Source organism: Duganella fentianensis, from assembly GCF_964031615.1.
GTDB lineage: Bacteria > Pseudomonadota > Gammaproteobacteria > Burkholderiales > Burkholderiaceae_D > Rugamonas > Rugamonas fentianensis_A.
Map to the genome: position 1 here is coordinate 158,236 of NZ_CAXIQN010000002.1, position 15,036 is coordinate 173,271.

Here is a 15,036-nt window from a genome sequence, read left to right on the forward strand (position 1 = left end):
TTGCTATTAATGCTAGCTTTTAGCAATACAATTCACTGCCCGCCCGCCTGAGCAGCGCAGCACAAATCCGTCGTGCGCATTGCCTGTGCCGAATCTGCCACAGTAGTTTTACGATGCTGCAACGCAACACAAGGGCTTTACAGGCAAAATACTTACTGGAATACCCGAGATAGTAACTATGGCATAGCCCAAAAGGACTACAAATGGTCTACACTGGCGGGATGATACGAGAATTTGACTCGCTGGTTAGTCCCAGCACCCCACTCGAAGCGCTCAAAGCCAAGTGCGCAACGTGCAGCATGCACCAGTTGTGCCTGCCGATGGGCCTCGACAATGACGACATGGATAGGCTGGACCAGATTATCGGCCGGCGCCGCAAAGTGGCGCGCGGCAGTACCCTGTTCCGCATCGGCGATCCGTTCCAGAACCTGTATGCGATCCGGCTGGGCCACTTCAAGGCCTATCAGGTCAACCGCGACGGCGTCGAACAGATTACCGGTTTCCAGATGGCTGGCGAACTGCTGGGCATGGATGCCATCAGCACCGATCTGCACCATTGCACCGCCGTGGCGCTGGAAGATAGCGAAGTGTGCGAAGTGCCATTCGGCAGCCTGCAGCAACTGCTGGCCGATATGCCGGCCCTGCTGCGCCACTTCCACCGCATGATGAGTCAGGAAATTACCCGCGAGCAGAGCGTCATGCTGCTGCTGGGGAATATGCAGGCCACCCAGCGCTTTGCTGCCTTCCTGGTCAACCTGTCGTCCCGTTACGAAGCCCGTGGCTACTCGCCGAACACATTCCAGCTGCGCATGTCGCGCGAAGAAATCGGCAACTATCTGGGCCTGACCATCGAAAGCATCAGCCGTCTGCTATCGAAGTTCAAGAAAGAAGGCCTGCTGCGCGTCAGCAACCGCGAAATCGAACTGCTCGATCCCTTGCGCCTGAAAGCCATCACCGCCGGGACTCACTCCTGCAACTAATCGCTCTGCCAGGTCAGTCCGGCAGGCATAAAAAAAGCGCCCACTGTCAGCTGGGCGCTTTTTTTTCTAAGGACGCTAGCTTAATCGTCCACCGGCTTGGCCAGATCAGCCTGCAGCGAGACGGCCCGCTGCTTAGGCCAGCTCCAGCTACCGGCCAGACGCCAGTCGCGCTGCTCGCCTTCCACCAGGACTACCCAGCGGCTTTGTTCCAGCATAGGCAGGTTCATTTCGAACACGCCGCTGGCATCGGGCTGCACCACCAGATTGATGTCTTTTTCGGGCAGGGTAGCGTGCGACAGCCGGACGAACAGTTTTTCCTGCTTGGCGGCACCGGCAGCACGGCTCAGCTGCCCCACCAGCACGCCACGGGCGGCATCGTAAGACAGCTGGGCCGACAGACCCAGTTCGGCCGCACGGTGATCGCGCCGCAAGTCCTGATTGATGGCCTTGCCTTTTTTGTAGTAATCGCCCACCACTAGCGCATCCTGCTGGGTATAAGCCATGTAGGCAAACATGGTACCCACGACGATGGCTGTCGCCGGACCCAGCATCAGCAGCCAAGGCCAGCGGTGTTTATACCAGGGTGCGGCAGGCGCTTGTTCCAGCATCGAGACGGTCATACTTACTCCTTAGCGCGGGACGATGAACACCGCGTGTTCTTTCACATGCAGCGACGGCTCGTCGATTGCCGTCAGCTCCACATCAATCTTGTTGGATCCGGGCTTGCCGACGCCATGCGCCACACGCAGACGGATAGGATAGCCCTTGGTTTCGGTGGCCGCCACGGTAACCTGATCAGCAGTTACCTGCTTCAGCGTATCCATGCCACTGACGCGGATCTGGTAGGTATGGCCACGTTCCGAGGTATTCATGATCTGCAGACGGTAGACGTTTTCGATCATGCCGTCTTCCACTTCGCGCCCCATCGAGCCGCGGTCGCGGATCACGTCCATCTTCAGCGGCGTGCGCAGATACAGCGAAGCGGCCGCAGCGCAGACGATCAGGCCCAGAATCGCCGTATAGATCCGTACACGGGGACGGAAAGTGCGTTCGCGAATCTGTGCCGGCGTGTATTTGTTCACCAGACCGTGCTCGGTGGTGTAACGCACCAGACCACGCGGCTGGCCTATCTTGTCCATCACACTGTTGCAGGCATCCACACAGGAAGCGCAGCCGATACATTCATATTGCAAGCCATTGCGGATATCGATGCCGGTAGGGCAGACCTGCACGCACAGCGAGCAATCAATACAGGAACCGTTGCCGGTTTGCTGTTTCGATTTGGAGATAGGAGCACGCGGTTCGCCACGCTCCTTATCGTAGGAAATGATCAGGGTGTCCTTGTCGAACATCGAGCTCTGGAAGCGGGCGTAAGGGCACATGTATTTGCACACCTGCTCGCGCATCCAGCCCGCATTGCCGTAGGTGGCAAACGCGTAGAACACTACCCAGAACCATTCCCAGGGGCCGAAGCTTAGCGTGACCGCTTCGCTACCCAGTACTTTGATCGGGGTAAAGTAACCAACAAAGGTATAGCCGGTCCAGAGCGCAAGGGCGATCCAGGTCAGATGCTTACCGGTTTTCTTGACAAATTTCTTGAGCGAAGGCGGTTGTTTGTCCAGCGCCATACGGGCGCTGCGATTGCCTTCCCATTTACGCTCTATCCACAGGAAGATTTCGGTGTAAACCGTCTGTGGACAGGCGAAGCCGCACCACACCCGCCCTGCTACTGCTGTGGCCAGAAATAGCAGGTAGGCGCTGATGATTAACAGTGCGGCCAGATAAATGAAGTCCTGCGGCCACAAGACAATCCCGAAGATATAAAACTTACGCGCGCCCAGATCAAACAGCACAGCCTGGCGGCCGTTCCATTGCAGCCAAGGGCCGCAGTAGAACACCAGCTGCGTCAGCCAGACAAACAGCCAACGCAGACTGACGTACTTACCCTTGATCTCGCGAGGATAGATCTCCTCGCGAGCCGCGTACATCTTGATTACTTGTGGTGCAGGTTCATTCATTGTGCTGCCGGGGCGACTTCTTGAGCCGGAGCGGCCGGTTGATTAACGTCGTTGGAAAGGCTCCACACATAGGCTGCCAGTACATGCACTTTCGCATCGCCCAGGAACTCGGCAAACGCAGGCATGGTGGTATTGCGACCTTTGCGGATGGTCTCCATGATGGTATCAGCACTGCCGCCAAACAGCCAGATCTTATCGGTCAGATTTGGTGCACCGATGGCCAGGTTGCCCTTGCCGTCTGCGCCGTGGCAAGCCATACAGGCAGCGAACTTCTCTTTGCCGAACGAGGCTTTGATCGGATCAGCGGTCGAACCGGACAGGCTCAGTACGTAGTGTGCGACATTTTCCACATCTTTGTCGGAACCCACGGCGGCACCCATCGGTGGCATCACGCCATTACGGCCATGCAGAATGGTTTCCTTGATGGTTTCCGGCGCACCGCCGAACAGCCAGTCTTTATCGGTCAGGTTAGGGAAGCCTTTGTTACCGCGGGCATCCGAACCGTGGCACTGGGCGCAGTAGGTCAGGAACAGACGCTCACCGATGGCGTGTGCCTTCGGATCAGCTGCTACGGCCTTCAGGTCCTGTTTCTGGAACTGGGCGAACAGGGGGCCGAACTCAGCGTCAGCAGCCTGTACTTCAGCCTGGTACTGGCCGGAAGATTTCCAGCCCAGTTTGCCAGCGAAGCTACCCAGACCCGGGTACAGCACCAGATACACGACACCGAACACGATGGTGATGTAGAACATCCACATCCACCAGCGCGGCATCGGCGTATTCAGTTCCGACAGATCTTCGTCCCACACGTGACCGGTGGTTTCACCGGGTTTGCTGGTCACTTTCGATTGCGAATACAGCAGTACGGCACAGCCGACGATACCCAGGATAGTCAGTACAACAATGTACAGGTCCCAGAAGCTACTAGTAAAATCAGCCATGTTGCGCCTCCAAATCTTCGTCGTCGAACGGCAGATGTGCCGCTTGAGCGAAATCAGCTTCTTTATTGTGGATCAATGCCCACCACAGGATTCCGGCAAACGTGATGAAAGAAATCACCGTCATCACGCTGCTGGCACGGTCCAACAGGGAATCGATTGCCATGTTAGTTCCTCGATTTAATTAACGTGCCCAGGCCTTGCAGATAGGCGATCAGAGCATCTTCTTCAGTTTTATCTTTCAGCTCTTCCGGACCGGCGGCGATTTCAGCGTCAGTGTACGGATGGCCCAGACGTTGCAGTGCACGCATTTTCGGAATCACGCCCTGTGGGTCCAGTGCCGTCTTCGCCAGCCATGGGTAGTTCGGCATGTTCGACTCTGGCACCACGTCACGTGGGTTGTTCAGGTGGGTACGGTGCCATTCATCGCTGTAACGGCCGCCTACACGGGCCAGATCCGGACCGGTACGCTTGGAACCCCACTGGAACGGACGATCGTAGACGAACTCGCCAGCCACCGAGTAGTGACCATAACGCTCGGTCTCTGCACGGAACGGACGCACCATCTGCGAGTGGCAGTTGTAGCAACCTTCGCGAACATAGATGTCACGGCCGGTCAGACGCAGTGCCGAGTAAGGCTTCAGGCCAGCTACCGGTTCGGTAGTCGACTTCTGGAAGAACAGCGGCAAGATTTCTACGGCACCGCCAACGCTGATTACCAGCACTACCAGCGCGATCAGCAGCCAGGGATTTCTTTCAATCCAGTCATGTGAAAATTTCATAGGTGCTCCGATATCAAGCGTGGCCGCTGTTCAGCGCAGGAATACGCGCTACGGCGGTCTCGCGGTTACGCAAGGTCATCCAGGTGTTGTAGCCCATTACACACATGCCGGTCAGGTACAGCAGGCCGCCAGTGAAACGTACGACGTAGTACGGGAAGGTGGCTTTGACACTTTCGACGAAGGTGTAGGTCAGGGTGCCGTCTGGATTGACTGCGCGCCACATCAGACCTTGCATCACACCGGCAATCCACATTGCGGCGATGTACAGAACGATACCGATGGTCGCTACCCAGAAGTGCAGGTCGATCAGCTTGGTGCTATACATTTTCTGCGAACCGGCCATGCGTGGCAGGATGTAGTAGATCGAACCCATGGTGATGAAGCCCACCCAGCCCAGAGCGCCACCGTGAACGTGAGCAATGCTCCAGTCGGTGTAGTGCGACAGTGCGTTGACGGTCTTGATCGACATCATCGGACCTTCGAAGGTCGAGATACCGTAGAACGACAGCGAAACGATCATGAATTTCAGGATAGGATCGGTACGCAGTTTGTGCCATGCACCCGACAGGGTCATGATACCGTTGATCATACCGCCCCACGATGGTGCCAGCAGAATCAGCGAGAACACCATACCCAGCGACTGAGTCCAGTCTGGCAGTGCAGTGTAATGCAGGTGGTGCGGACCCGCCCACATGTAGGTGAAAATCAGCGCCCAGAAGTGCACGATCGACAGACGATACGAGTACACAGGACGTTCAGCTTGCTTAGGAATGAAGTAGTACACCATGCCCAGGTAGCCAGCGGTCAGGATGAAGCCCACCGCATTGTGGCCGTACCACCACTGGATCATCGCATCCTGTACACCGGCATAGGCGGAGTAGGATTTGAACAGGGTTGCAGGCATCGAAGCACCGTTCACCACGTGCAGGATCGTCACCGCCAGAATGAAGGAAGCGAAGAACCAGTTAGCCACGTAGATGTGCTTAACTTTGCGGGTAATGATGGTGCCGAAGAACACTACCGCGTAGGCAATCCACACGACAGCGATCAGCAGGGTGATAGGCCATTCCAGCTCGGCGTACTCTTTACCACGGGTCAGACCCAGTGGCAGAGTGACGACGGCGCTCAGAATGACAGCTTGCCAGCCCCAGAAGGTGAAGGCAGCCAGCTTATCCGAGAACAGACGTACCTGGCAGGTACGCTGTACCACGTAGTACGAAGTTGCGAACAGGCCGCAAATACCGAACGCGAAAATCACCGCGTTGGTGTGCAATGGCCGCAGACGGCCATAAGTTAACCATGGAATGTCCAGGTTCAACGCCGGCCATGCCAGTTGGGCGGCGATAATGACGCCGACCAGCATGCCGATGATGCCCCAGACCACGGTGGCGACTGCGAATTGCTTCACAATCTTGTAGTTGTAGTTCTGTGCAAGGTCCACTTGATGTTCTCCCAAGAACGCTTTGATGATGTGGGTCAAAGGTTACTTAGGTGAGACTTAAAAAACCTTGATACAGATCAAAATATCTCTTATGAATCATTGCATAGGGACATTTCGTCCCCATCATGGCTGGCCGCAGGGCGCGGCCGGGGCGCTTGCCGGAGGCAGCCCCCCTCCGGCACAAACTAGCATTGCACTAGTCAGTTTTCGACGGATCTTCCAGCGGCGGCTTGTCGTCATCCTGCAGGATGCGCAGGCCGGGACCGACCAGATCTTCAAACTGGCCATTGTCCGAAGCGCGGAAGAAGATCCACAGCGCCACAAAGACCAGTAATACGCTCAGCGGTATGAGCAGATACAAAGCTTCCATCACGCTCCCTTTCTGAGTCGCAAGGCGTTCGCCACTACCACTGCCGAGCTGAGCGCCATGCCCACGCCCGACAGCCACGGATTGAGCCAGCCCAGCGCCGCGGCCGGGATGGCCACGCCATTGTACAGGCTAGCCCACCACAGGTTCTGGCGAATCACGCCCATGGTGCGCGCCGCCACATCGGCACTGTCGACTACCGAGTCTATCCGTCCACTGAGCAGCACGGCATCGGCATGGGCCTGCGCCAGCGCTGCACCGGCGCCCATGGCGAACGACACATCGGCCGCACTGAGTACGGCCGCATCGTTGATGCCGTCGCCCACCATGGCCACCACGGCACCACCGGCCTGCAGTTGCTTCACGAATGCCAGTTTCTCATCCGGTAGATAGCCGCCTATAGTGGTGCTGATGCCCAGCTGATCGCCCACCTTGCGCGCCAGTGCATCATGGTCGCCACTGAGCAGCACCACCGTCTTGCCCGCCTTGCGGAAATAATCGATGGTGCCGGCCGCTTCGGCACGGATGCCGTCATGCAGGGCGAAACAGGCCAGCCACTGGCCTTCCGCTCCCAGATACACGGGCGTAGCGCCCTCCGGCACGACATGGGCCGGTACGCCACCGCTCAGTTCGGCCACAAAGCTGGCATTCCCTAGCCGGTAACGGCGCTCGTGCAGCACCCCTTCCACACCGCGTCCGGCCACTTCCTGCAGCACGGACGGATGCCAGTCGGTGCTGGCCGGATCGGCTGTTGCGCCACTGGCGCAGGCAGCCTCGCCCGCCGCCTGCACGATGGCGCGCGCCAGCGGGTGAGCGCTGGCCGCATCGAGTGCCGCTGCGACCTGCAGGCAGAAATCTGGCTGCATCTGTCCCAGAGTAGTGGTCTGCTGCAGCACGGGACGGCCATAGGTCAGCGTGCCCGTCTTGTCGAACACGATATGGGTGGCACGGTGCAGCGTTTCCAGCGTCTGCGCGCCCGTCACCAGCACCCCTGCACGCAGCAGGCGGTCGGTACCGGCCGCCAGTGCCGTCGGCGTAGCCAGCGACAGCGCGCACGGGCAGGACACCACCAGCACGGCAATCGCGATAGGCCAGGCGCGGGTAGCGTTATAGCCATCCAGCCAGAACCAGAAACCGAAGGTGGCCACGGCGAACAGCAGCAGCGCCAGCACGAACCACGCCGCCACATCGTCGGCCCACTGGGCGATGCGCGGCTTGTCGCGGCCCGCGCGGTCGATCAGCTTGACCAGATTCGACAGCGTGCTGTCCTGCACCCGCTGGGTCACGCGGGCAATGATCATATTGCTGGCATTGATGGCGCCGCCCGGCAACTCGTCGCCCACCTGTTTGGGAATGGGCGCGCTTTCGCCGCTCAGCAGCGACAGATCGAGCGCCGTATGGCCTTGCAGGATCACGCAGTCGGCCGCCACGGCCTCGCCCGGCTTGATCATGATGACCTGATCGACTTCCAGTGCCGCCGCCTTGACCAGCGTGCCCTGCTGGCTGGCCGGATAGTCGGCCAGCACCGTCGCCGAAGCGGGCAGAGCGTGTTGCAGCCGTTCCAGCGCCGCCCCCGCTTTACGCCGTGCGCGTAGTTCCAGATAGCGGCTGCACAGCAGCAGGAAGATGAACATGGTGACGGAGTCGTAATACACTTCGCCCCCGCCCTGGAAGGTGGCCAGCACACTGGCGCCGAAGGCCGCCGCGATACCCAGCGCCACCGGCACATCCATGCCCAGCGCACGCGCACGCAGGCTGGACCACGCGCCACGCCAGAACGGCAGGGCGGAATAGAAGATCGCGGGCGCCGTCAGCAGCAGGCTGGCCCAGCGCATCAGCTGCGCCATATTCTCGTCCAGCGTACCGTCTTCGGCCATATAGGCGGGCGCCACATACATCATGACCTGCATCATGGACAGTCCGGCCACGAACAGCTGGCGCCCCAGCGTGCGCTGGGCCTGCTGCTGCTGCACACTATGGCGTGCGGCATCGTAAGGATAGGCCGAATAGCCGATGGTATGCAGTGCGGCCAGAATATCGCCGGGGCGGCAATCGTCCGAACGCCAGCGCACGTACAGCCGCTCGGTCGCCACATTCAGCTGGGCACTGGCCACGCCGGGCAACTGGTTGAGGCGCTGTTCGATCAGCCATACGCAGGCGGCGCAGCGGATGCCGTCCACCGCCAGCGTAGTTTCCCGTTCACTGGTATTTTCGCGGCAGACGAAACGCGGGTCGGCATTGTCATACAGTTGCAGTTCCGGCGGCAGTACCTGCGCTCCTTCGGCCGTGGCGGCATACTCGGAGCGGTTCAGATAATACGATTCCTGCCCCAGATCCATGATGGTCTGGGCCACGGCCGTGCAGCCGGGGCAGCACATCGCCTGATCGGCGCCGGCAATATGCACCTTCCATTCCGGCTTGGCATTGGCCGGTACCGGCAGGCCGCAGTGGTAGCAGCCGGCCGGCTTGCTCGCCGCCGCGGCCACAGCGCCGGCAGCAGGCGCAGCCTCGGCCGGGCTAGTCGCGCCCAGTACGGGCGGCGGGGTTAGTGTTGTGGTGTCAGACATAAGGTGTTCATCCAGTCAGGCGTGAAGCCGCCTATGGCGCGATACAGGCCCAGCAGGCCAAAGGCCAGCACCAGCAGGCCGCAGGCCAGCCGTACGGGCGGGCGCTGCAGGGCACGCTGCAAGCGCGCACCGACCAGCCCCAGCCCGGTCAGCATGGGCAGCGTGCCCAGTCCGAACGCCAGCATCACCGCAGCGCCATTCGTGGCCGAGCCGCTCAGCATGGCCGTCAGCAGCACGCTGTACACCATGCCACAAGGCAGCCAGCCCCACAGCGCTCCCAGAATATAGGCCTGATGGGGGCGGGTGGCCGGCATCAACGATTTCATGACGGGAGCAATGGCGGGCTGGGCGGCTTGCCACAGTACGCGCCCCCCCTGTTCCAGCAGGGCCAGCCCCTGCCATGCATTCATCAGATACAAGCCCAGCGCCACCAGCATCAGATTGGCCAGCCAGTAGAAACCCAGCTGCACACCGGCCAGTGCGCTCAGGCTTTGCGCGCCGCTGGCCAGTCCGCCGGCCAGTGCACCAGCCACCATATAGCTGCTGATGCGGCCCGCGTTATACGCGAGCACGCGGGTCAGCGGACGGGCTGGCTGGGCTACGGCGATGGGGATGACAGTACGCGCCGCGCTGGCCGCGCTGGCCGAGTTAGGCGCAGCGGCAGCAGCAGCAGCCGGGCTCGCGGCCGAAGCCGACAGGGCGCCAACGATGCCGCCGCACATGCCGATGCAATGCACGCTGCCGGCCAGTCCGACTACCAGTACTGGCAGCAGCTGCAATGCGTTCATGGCAGGCTCAGATGGTCTTGGAATAGCGCAGCGGTTGCGCTTCGCCCAGACGTGGCTGGCTCAGGTAGCGGTCGAACACCATGCAGATGTTACGGATCAGCAGACGGCCCTTCGGCGTCACGGTAATCCAGTCCGGCTCCACGATCAGCAGACCATCTTCCTCGAAGGCTTTGAGCTTCTGCAGTTCGGTGGCGAAGTATTCGCTAAAGCGGATCGGGAACGATTGTTCGATCGAACCGATCGACAGTTCGAAGTTACACATCAGCTTCTGGATCAGAATCCGGCGCAGCAGGTCATCGTTTTCCAGCTTGATGCCGCGTACCACCGGCAGACGGCCTTCGTCGAGTTTTTCGTAATAGCCTTCCAGCGTCTTTTCGTTCTGGCTGTAGGTGGCGCCGACCGCGCTGATGGCCGACACGCCGCACGAGATCAGCTCCGACTCGGCGCGGGTGGAATAGCCCTGGAAATTACGCTGCAAGCGGCCCTGACGCTGGGCCACGGCCAGTTCGTCATCGGGTTTGGCAAAGTGATCCATGCCGATGTAGACATAGCCGGCCGCGCACAGGCGGCGGATGCACAGCGCCAGCAAATCGAGCTTGACGGCCGGCGTCGGCAGATCATCTTCGCTGATGCGGCGCTGCGGTTTGAACAGATGCGGCAGGTGGGCGTAGTTGTACAGCGCAATCCGGTCAGGATTGGCGGCGATCACCTTGTCCAGCGTCTGCTCCATGCTGGTCATGCTCTGCTTGGGCAGGCCGTAGATCAGGTCGATACTGATGGAGCGGAAGCCGGCATCACGGGCGGCATCGATCACGGCACGGGTTTCCGCTTCCGGCTGGATACGGTTGACGGCTTTCTGCACGTCCGGATCGAAGTCCTGCACACCCAGACTGATGCGGTTGAAACCCTGCTTGCGCAGCGAATGCACGCGCTCCACGCTGACGGTGCGGGGATCGATCTCGATCGAATATTCACCCTGCTGGTCCGGCGCGAAATCGAAGCTCGCATGCAGGTGCGCCATCAGGTCGCCCATCTGGCGGTCGCTCAGATAGGTGGGCGTGCCGCCGCCGAAGTGCAGCTGCTCGAGCTTGCCCATGCCGGCAAACAGACGGCCCTGCATATCGATTTCCTGTTTCAGATAATCGAGGTAGGTGGCGGCCTTGCTATGGTCTTTGGTAACGATCTTGTTGCAGCCACAGTAGTAGCACACGGTATCGCAGAACGGGATATGAATGTACAGCGACAGCGGGCGCGAGCTGCGGCGCATGCGCAGACCGGCCACCGCCTCGAGGAACTGGCCATAGCCGAACTCGGGCTGGAAGCGGTCGGCCGTCGGATACGAGGTATAGCGCGGGCCCGACTGGCTAAGCTTACCGATAATTTCGGCATCAAATTCTACGGCTGGAAAAGCAGAGCCGGTGCTACTTGCGTGGTTATACATAATCAGGCTGCAATGCGCTTCATAGGCTGGGGTTTACGGACGGCCAGTGCCGCGCGCGAAGTGCGTGCGCTGCCGAATTTGAACAGACTCACCGCCTGGGTCAGGTTGCCCGCTTCGATTGCCAGACTGGCAGTCGCAGCGGCAGCCTGTTCCACCAGCGCGGCATTTTGCTGGGTCACAGTATCCATGTGGGCGATGGCAGCATTGACCTGATCGACACCGATGCTCTGCTCCTGCGAAGCGACGGTAATTTCCTGCATGATCGAAGTCACTTGCTGCACCGAGGCCACTACTTCCTTCATGGTGGCGCCGGCGCGTCCCACCTGCTCCATGCCGGCGCTGACTTTGCCCACCGACACGTTAATGAGATTCTTGATATCTTTGGCGGCCGTCGCGCTGCGCTGGGCCAGATTACGTACCTCGCCTGCCACCACGGCAAAACCACGGCCCTGTTCGCCGGCGCGGGCCGCTTCCACTGCTGCGTTCAGCGCCAGAATATTGGTCTGGAAGGCGATGCCTTCGATCAGGCCGATGATGTCGACAATCTTGTGCGACGAGGCATTGATCTCGTCCATGGTAGCGATAACGTCAGCGACAATTTCACCGCCGTGTACGGCCACGTTGGATGCGTTCAGCGCCAGCTGGTTAGCCTGCGCCGAATTGTCGGCATTCTGTTTCACGGTCGACGAGAACTGCTCCACGCTGGAAGCGGTTTCTTCCAGACTGGCGGCCTGCGCTTCCGTGCGGCCGGACAGGTCGGCATTACCGGCGGCGATCTGGCGCGTGGCCACGGCCATGGTTTCCACATTCACCCGCACATCGCGGATGGTGGCGATCAGATTGTTATTCATCTGCTGCAAGGCGCGCAGCAACTGGCCTACTTCATCGGTGGCTTCCGTTTCAAACGTGCCGGACAGATCGCCCGCTGCAATCGCGCGAGCGCCCAGCACGGCCTGACCGAGCGGCTGCAGCACCGAGACGCGCAGGGTGTACCACAGGAACACATTGACCAGCAGACCGATCACGGTGGCCGCAAAAATGATGTAGTTATGGCCGCTGCCGCCACCCAGCAGGGCGGCAGCGCCCACACCGGCCAGCAGGGTATTCACCAGACTGGTAGAGGCCCAGATGCGCAGCGCCAGCGAGGAGTGAATCAGGCGGCGGGTCAGACGCGCCGCCAGCGAACCGCCGCTGCCGTGGATCAGCTGGCCATTCTTGATGCGGATGTTATGTTTGCCACCGGAACGGATAGCCCGATACGCCTCTTCCGCGCGATTGATCTGGCTGCGCTCGGCCTTGGTACGCACCGACATATAGCCGATGGTCTTGCCCGCTTCGCGGATAGGCGTGACGTTGGCTTTGACCCAGTAGAAATCGCCACTCTTGGCGCGGTTCTTGACGATGCCCGTCCATGGCGTACCGGACTGGATGGAGCGCCACATGTCGGCAAACGCTTCGGGCGGCATGTCGGGGTGACGCACGATATTCTGCGGTGCGCCCATCAACTCGGCTTCGCTGTAACCGCTAACGTGGCAGAAATACGGATTTACATAGACGATGTTACCGTTCAAGTCGGTTTTCGATACGATCGCCTGATCTTCCTGCACTTCTACTTCGCGGTTGGTTACCGGTTGATTATTGCGCATATTGTCTCTCCAGATGGATATATTGCTCTACCGCAATTATAGTCCTGTCAGTTTACGGATATTGGCTAGATATTTGATTGATTTAGATCAAAGTTCCCCAGATTGCCTGTGTTACACCCTATCAATAATAGGGTCAGCCACGGCACGCCGTGGCCAGTTTCTTGACATGGACAAATAAGGGGAGTAAAACCGCCGCCCCGCTCGTGTCATGACTTCAGTATAGGTATTCCACGGGCGGCCGCAGCACTGAATTTATAGCGCGAAATGGCCCTGTACAGGCGTAATGAGACTCAATGCTCGTTGCTACCACGCAACTTACTCACGACTGTCAGCAGCCCCAGCGCCACACCGCCTGCCAGCAAACCGGCCAGCGCGTTCAGCACAGACGGCAGCAGCACTGCCAGCCACGAGGCAGGTGCCGGCCATGCGGCCGCCACGGCTCCCGCGTGTTCGATCAGTTCATGCACTGGAGCAATACCGTGCGTGAGGATGCCGCCGCCCACCATGAACATGGCCAGCGTGCCCGCCACCGACAGCAGTTTCATCAGCTTGGGTGCGGCCGCCAGCAACATGCGGCCCAGCGCCTGCCAGACGGCAGCGGGGCGCCGGCTCAGATACAGGCCCGCGTCATCCAGTTTGACGATGGCCGCGACAATGCCGTACACCCCCACCGTCATGGCCAGCGCAATGCCCACCACCACGGCCACCTGCTGGGCGAACGGCGCCGTGGCCACCGTCCCTAAGGCGATTACGATGATTTCCGCCGACAGGATGAAATCGGTCCGGATGGCACCACGGATCTTGTCGCGCTCGAGCGCCACCAGATCCAGCTCCGGTTCGGCCAGCACGGCCGCCAGCGTACCGGCCGGTGCTTCCGGCTCGGCATGCCACAGCGAATGGGCGATTTTTTCACAGCCCTCGAAGCATAGATAGAGTCCACCCAGCATCAGCAAGGGTGCAATGGCCCATGGCGCCAACGCACTGATACCCAGCGCCGCCGGCACCAGAATAGCCTTGTTCTTCAGCGACCCCACCGCCACTGCCCACACCACCGGCAATTCACGCTCGGCCTGCACCCCCGCCACCTGCTGGGCATTGAGGGCCAGATCATCGCCCAGCACGCCGGCCGTTTTTTTGGCGGCCACTTTGCTCATCAGAGCAACATCGTCGAGGATGCTGGCAATATCGTCGATCAGCGCCAGCAGACTGCTTGCGGCCATAGGAACTCCTTGTTATCAATTGGATAAAATTGTGGCAGGCGCGAGGGCTTGCCCAGTTGTCCACATATTAACCGAAGCGGGCAAGCGCGCAGACCGCTAAAATAGGGCTCTTAGACGCAGCCGCCGGCTGCCTGCCGATGCTATGGACATGACATGAGTTTCACTACCTGGTTCACCTTCTTTGTTGCCGCCTGGATTATCGCCATCTCGCCCGGTTCGGGCGCCGTCCTGTCGATGTCGCACGGCCTATCGTATGGCCTGAAACGCGCCAGCATCACCATTCTGGGCCTGCAGGCCGGCCTGCTACTGGTGCTGTTCATTGCCGGCGCAGGCGTGGGCTCGCTGCTGCTGGCGTCGGAAGTAGCCTTCAATGTGGTCAAGACCGTGGGCGCGCTCTACCTGATCTATCTGGGCCTGAGCCAGTGGCGCGCCAAAGTCAGCATCAGCGGCGAGGCAGCCCATGCGGAAGTCAAAATTCCGTCGGTAAAACAGCGATTGCTGACGGGCTTCCTGACCAATGCCACCAACCCGAAAGGCATCATTTTCATGGTGGCCGTGCTGCCGCAGTTCATTACGCGCGAAGCACCACTGCTGCCGCAATTGCTGATTCTGGCCGTGACCATGTGCTGCATCGACCTGATCGTGATGCACAGCTATGCGTTTCTGGCCTCGTCCATGCAGCGTTTCTTCCGCGATGCCCATGCCGTGAAAAAGCAGAACCGCGTATTCGGCGGCCTGCTGATGGCCGTCGGCACGGCACTGTTCTTCGTCAAACGGGGCGGCGCCGCCGCCTGAGAGCATGGCAAATTTGTAAGGCCTTGTAATCGCAGTAGGCGGATTATCTGCCACAG

14 protein-coding genes are annotated in these 15,036 nt (G+C 60.0%); 2 read left to right on the forward strand and 12 right to left on the reverse strand.

Annotated elements, in window-relative coordinates; genetic code table 11:
* Positions 1 to 221: 221 nt before the first annotated feature.
* The gene (fnr, locus tag ABNT42_RS00720; protein WP_348692777.1) at positions 222 to 980 is read left to right on the forward strand and encodes a fumarate/nitrate reduction transcriptional regulator Fnr; all 759 of its coding nucleotides are present in this window, start codon (positions 222 to 224) and stop codon (positions 978 to 980) included.
* An 80-nt stretch (positions 981 to 1,060) separates the two neighbouring features.
* Here the strand turns inward: fnr and ABNT42_RS00725 are convergent, their stop codons facing one another.
* From ABNT42_RS00725 to ABNT42_RS00780, 12 genes are all read right to left on the reverse strand, one after another.
* Complete coding sequence (locus ABNT42_RS00725; protein ID WP_348692658.1) at positions 1,061 to 1,600, reverse strand: FixH family protein; 540 nt, start codon at positions 1,598 to 1,600, stop codon at positions 1,061 to 1,063.
* Between the two features lie 9 nt (positions 1,601 to 1,609).
* Entirely contained in the window at positions 1,610 to 2,998 is a 1,389-nt protein-coding gene (ccoG, locus tag ABNT42_RS00730; RefSeq protein ID WP_348692661.1) for a cytochrome c oxidase accessory protein CcoG, read from the reverse strand.
* Positions 2,995 to 3,936 carry a cytochrome-c oxidase, cbb3-type subunit III gene (ccoP, locus tag ABNT42_RS00735; protein WP_348692664.1) on the reverse strand — a complete coding sequence of 314 codons (942 nt, stop codon included), beginning with the start codon at positions 3,934 to 3,936 and terminating at the stop codon, positions 2,995 to 2,997. The genes ccoG and ccoP overlap by 4 nt, the downstream gene beginning before the upstream one ends.
* Complete coding sequence (locus ABNT42_RS00740; RefSeq protein ID WP_348692666.1) at positions 3,929 to 4,099, reverse strand: cbb3-type cytochrome c oxidase subunit 3; 171 nt, start codon at positions 4,097 to 4,099, stop codon at positions 3,929 to 3,931. Before ABNT42_RS00740 ends, ccoP begins: the two co-directional genes overlap by 8 nt.
* A gap of 1 nt (position 4,100) precedes the next feature.
* Positions 4,101 to 4,715 (reverse strand): cytochrome-c oxidase, cbb3-type subunit II, encoded by a 615-nt coding sequence (gene ccoO / locus ABNT42_RS00745; RefSeq protein ID WP_155435690.1) that lies wholly within the window; start codon positions 4,713 to 4,715, stop codon positions 4,101 to 4,103.
* A 13-nt stretch (positions 4,716 to 4,728) separates the two neighbouring features.
* A complete protein-coding gene (gene ccoN, locus ABNT42_RS00750; protein ID WP_348692669.1) occupies positions 4,729 to 6,156 on the reverse strand; it encodes a cytochrome-c oxidase, cbb3-type subunit I in 1,428 nt (475 codons plus the stop codon).
* A gap of 196 nt (positions 6,157 to 6,352) precedes the next feature.
* Positions 6,353 to 6,526, reverse strand: a complete 174-nt coding sequence (gene ccoS, locus ABNT42_RS00755) for a cbb3-type cytochrome oxidase assembly protein CcoS (protein WP_348692671.1) — start codon at positions 6,524 to 6,526, stop codon at positions 6,353 to 6,355.
* The gene (locus ABNT42_RS00760; RefSeq protein ID WP_348692673.1) at positions 6,526 to 9,090 is read right to left on the reverse strand and encodes a heavy metal translocating P-type ATPase; all 2,565 of its coding nucleotides are present in this window, start codon (positions 9,088 to 9,090) and stop codon (positions 6,526 to 6,528) included. The genes ccoS and ABNT42_RS00760 overlap by 1 nt, the downstream gene beginning before the upstream one ends.
* A complete protein-coding gene (locus ABNT42_RS00765; RefSeq protein ID WP_348692676.1) occupies positions 9,069 to 9,878 on the reverse strand; it encodes a sulfite exporter TauE/SafE family protein in 810 nt (269 codons plus the stop codon). Before ABNT42_RS00765 ends, ABNT42_RS00760 begins: the two co-directional genes overlap by 22 nt.
* Positions 9,879 to 9,885: 7 nt before the next feature.
* Positions 9,886 to 11,319 carry an oxygen-independent coproporphyrinogen III oxidase gene (gene hemN, locus ABNT42_RS00770; protein ID WP_348692678.1) on the reverse strand — a complete coding sequence of 478 codons (1,434 nt, stop codon included), beginning with the start codon at positions 11,317 to 11,319 and terminating at the stop codon, positions 9,886 to 9,888.
* Positions 11,320 to 11,321: 2 nt separating this feature from the next.
* Complete coding sequence (locus ABNT42_RS00775; RefSeq protein WP_348692681.1) at positions 11,322 to 12,965, reverse strand: methyl-accepting chemotaxis protein; 1,644 nt, start codon at positions 12,963 to 12,965, stop codon at positions 11,322 to 11,324.
* A gap of 290 nt (positions 12,966 to 13,255) precedes the next feature.
* Complete coding sequence (locus ABNT42_RS00780; protein ID WP_348692684.1) at positions 13,256 to 14,185, reverse strand: DUF808 domain-containing protein; 930 nt, start codon at positions 14,183 to 14,185, stop codon at positions 13,256 to 13,258.
* 153 nt (positions 14,186 to 14,338) lie between these two features.
* Between ABNT42_RS00780 and ABNT42_RS00785 the strand changes: the two genes are divergently transcribed.
* Positions 14,339 to 14,980, forward strand: a complete 642-nt coding sequence (locus ABNT42_RS00785) for a LysE family transporter (protein ID WP_348692686.1) — start codon at positions 14,339 to 14,341, stop codon at positions 14,978 to 14,980.
* Positions 14,981 to 15,036: the final 56 nt, after the last annotated feature.

Excerpts from the sequence above, each read along its gene's own strand:
- fnr (WP_348692777.1), top strand. The coding sequence starts at position 222 with ATGATACGAGAATTTGACTCGCTGGTTAGTCCCAGCACCCCACTCGAA.
- ABNT42_RS00725 (WP_348692658.1), bottom strand. The coding sequence starts at position 1,600 with ATGACCGTCTCGATGCTGGAACAAGCGCCTGCCGCACCCTGGTATAAA.
- ccoG (WP_348692661.1), bottom strand. The coding sequence starts at position 2,998 with ATGAATGAACCTGCACCACAAGTAATCAAGATGTACGCGGCTCGCGAG.
- ccoP (WP_348692664.1), bottom strand. The coding sequence starts at position 3,936 with ATGGCTGATTTTACTAGTAGCTTCTGGGACCTGTACATTGTTGTACTG.
- ABNT42_RS00740 (WP_348692666.1), bottom strand. The coding sequence starts at position 4,099 with ATGGCAATCGATTCCCTGTTGGACCGTGCCAGCAGCGTGATGACGGTG.
- ccoO (WP_155435690.1), bottom strand. The coding sequence starts at position 4,715 with ATGAAATTTTCACATGACTGGATTGAAAGAAATCCCTGGCTGCTGATC.
- ccoS (WP_348692671.1), bottom strand. The coding sequence starts at position 6,526 with ATGGAAGCTTTGTATCTGCTCATACCGCTGAGCGTATTACTGGTCTTT.
- ABNT42_RS00760 (WP_348692673.1), bottom strand. The coding sequence starts at position 9,090 with ATGTCTGACACCACAACACTAACCCCGCCGCCCGTACTGGGCGCGACT.
- ABNT42_RS00765 (WP_348692676.1), bottom strand. The coding sequence starts at position 9,878 with ATGAACGCATTGCAGCTGCTGCCAGTACTGGTAGTCGGACTGGCCGGC.
- hemN (WP_348692678.1), bottom strand. The coding sequence starts at position 11,319 with ATGTATAACCACGCAAGTAGCACCGGCTCTGCTTTTCCAGCCGTAGAA.
- ABNT42_RS00775 (WP_348692681.1), bottom strand. The coding sequence starts at position 12,965 with ATGCGCAATAATCAACCGGTAACCAACCGCGAAGTAGAAGTGCAGGAA.
- ABNT42_RS00780 (WP_348692684.1), bottom strand. The coding sequence starts at position 14,185 with ATGGCCGCAAGCAGTCTGCTGGCGCTGATCGACGATATTGCCAGCATC.
- ABNT42_RS00785 (WP_348692686.1), top strand. The coding sequence starts at position 14,339 with ATGAGTTTCACTACCTGGTTCACCTTCTTTGTTGCCGCCTGGATTATC.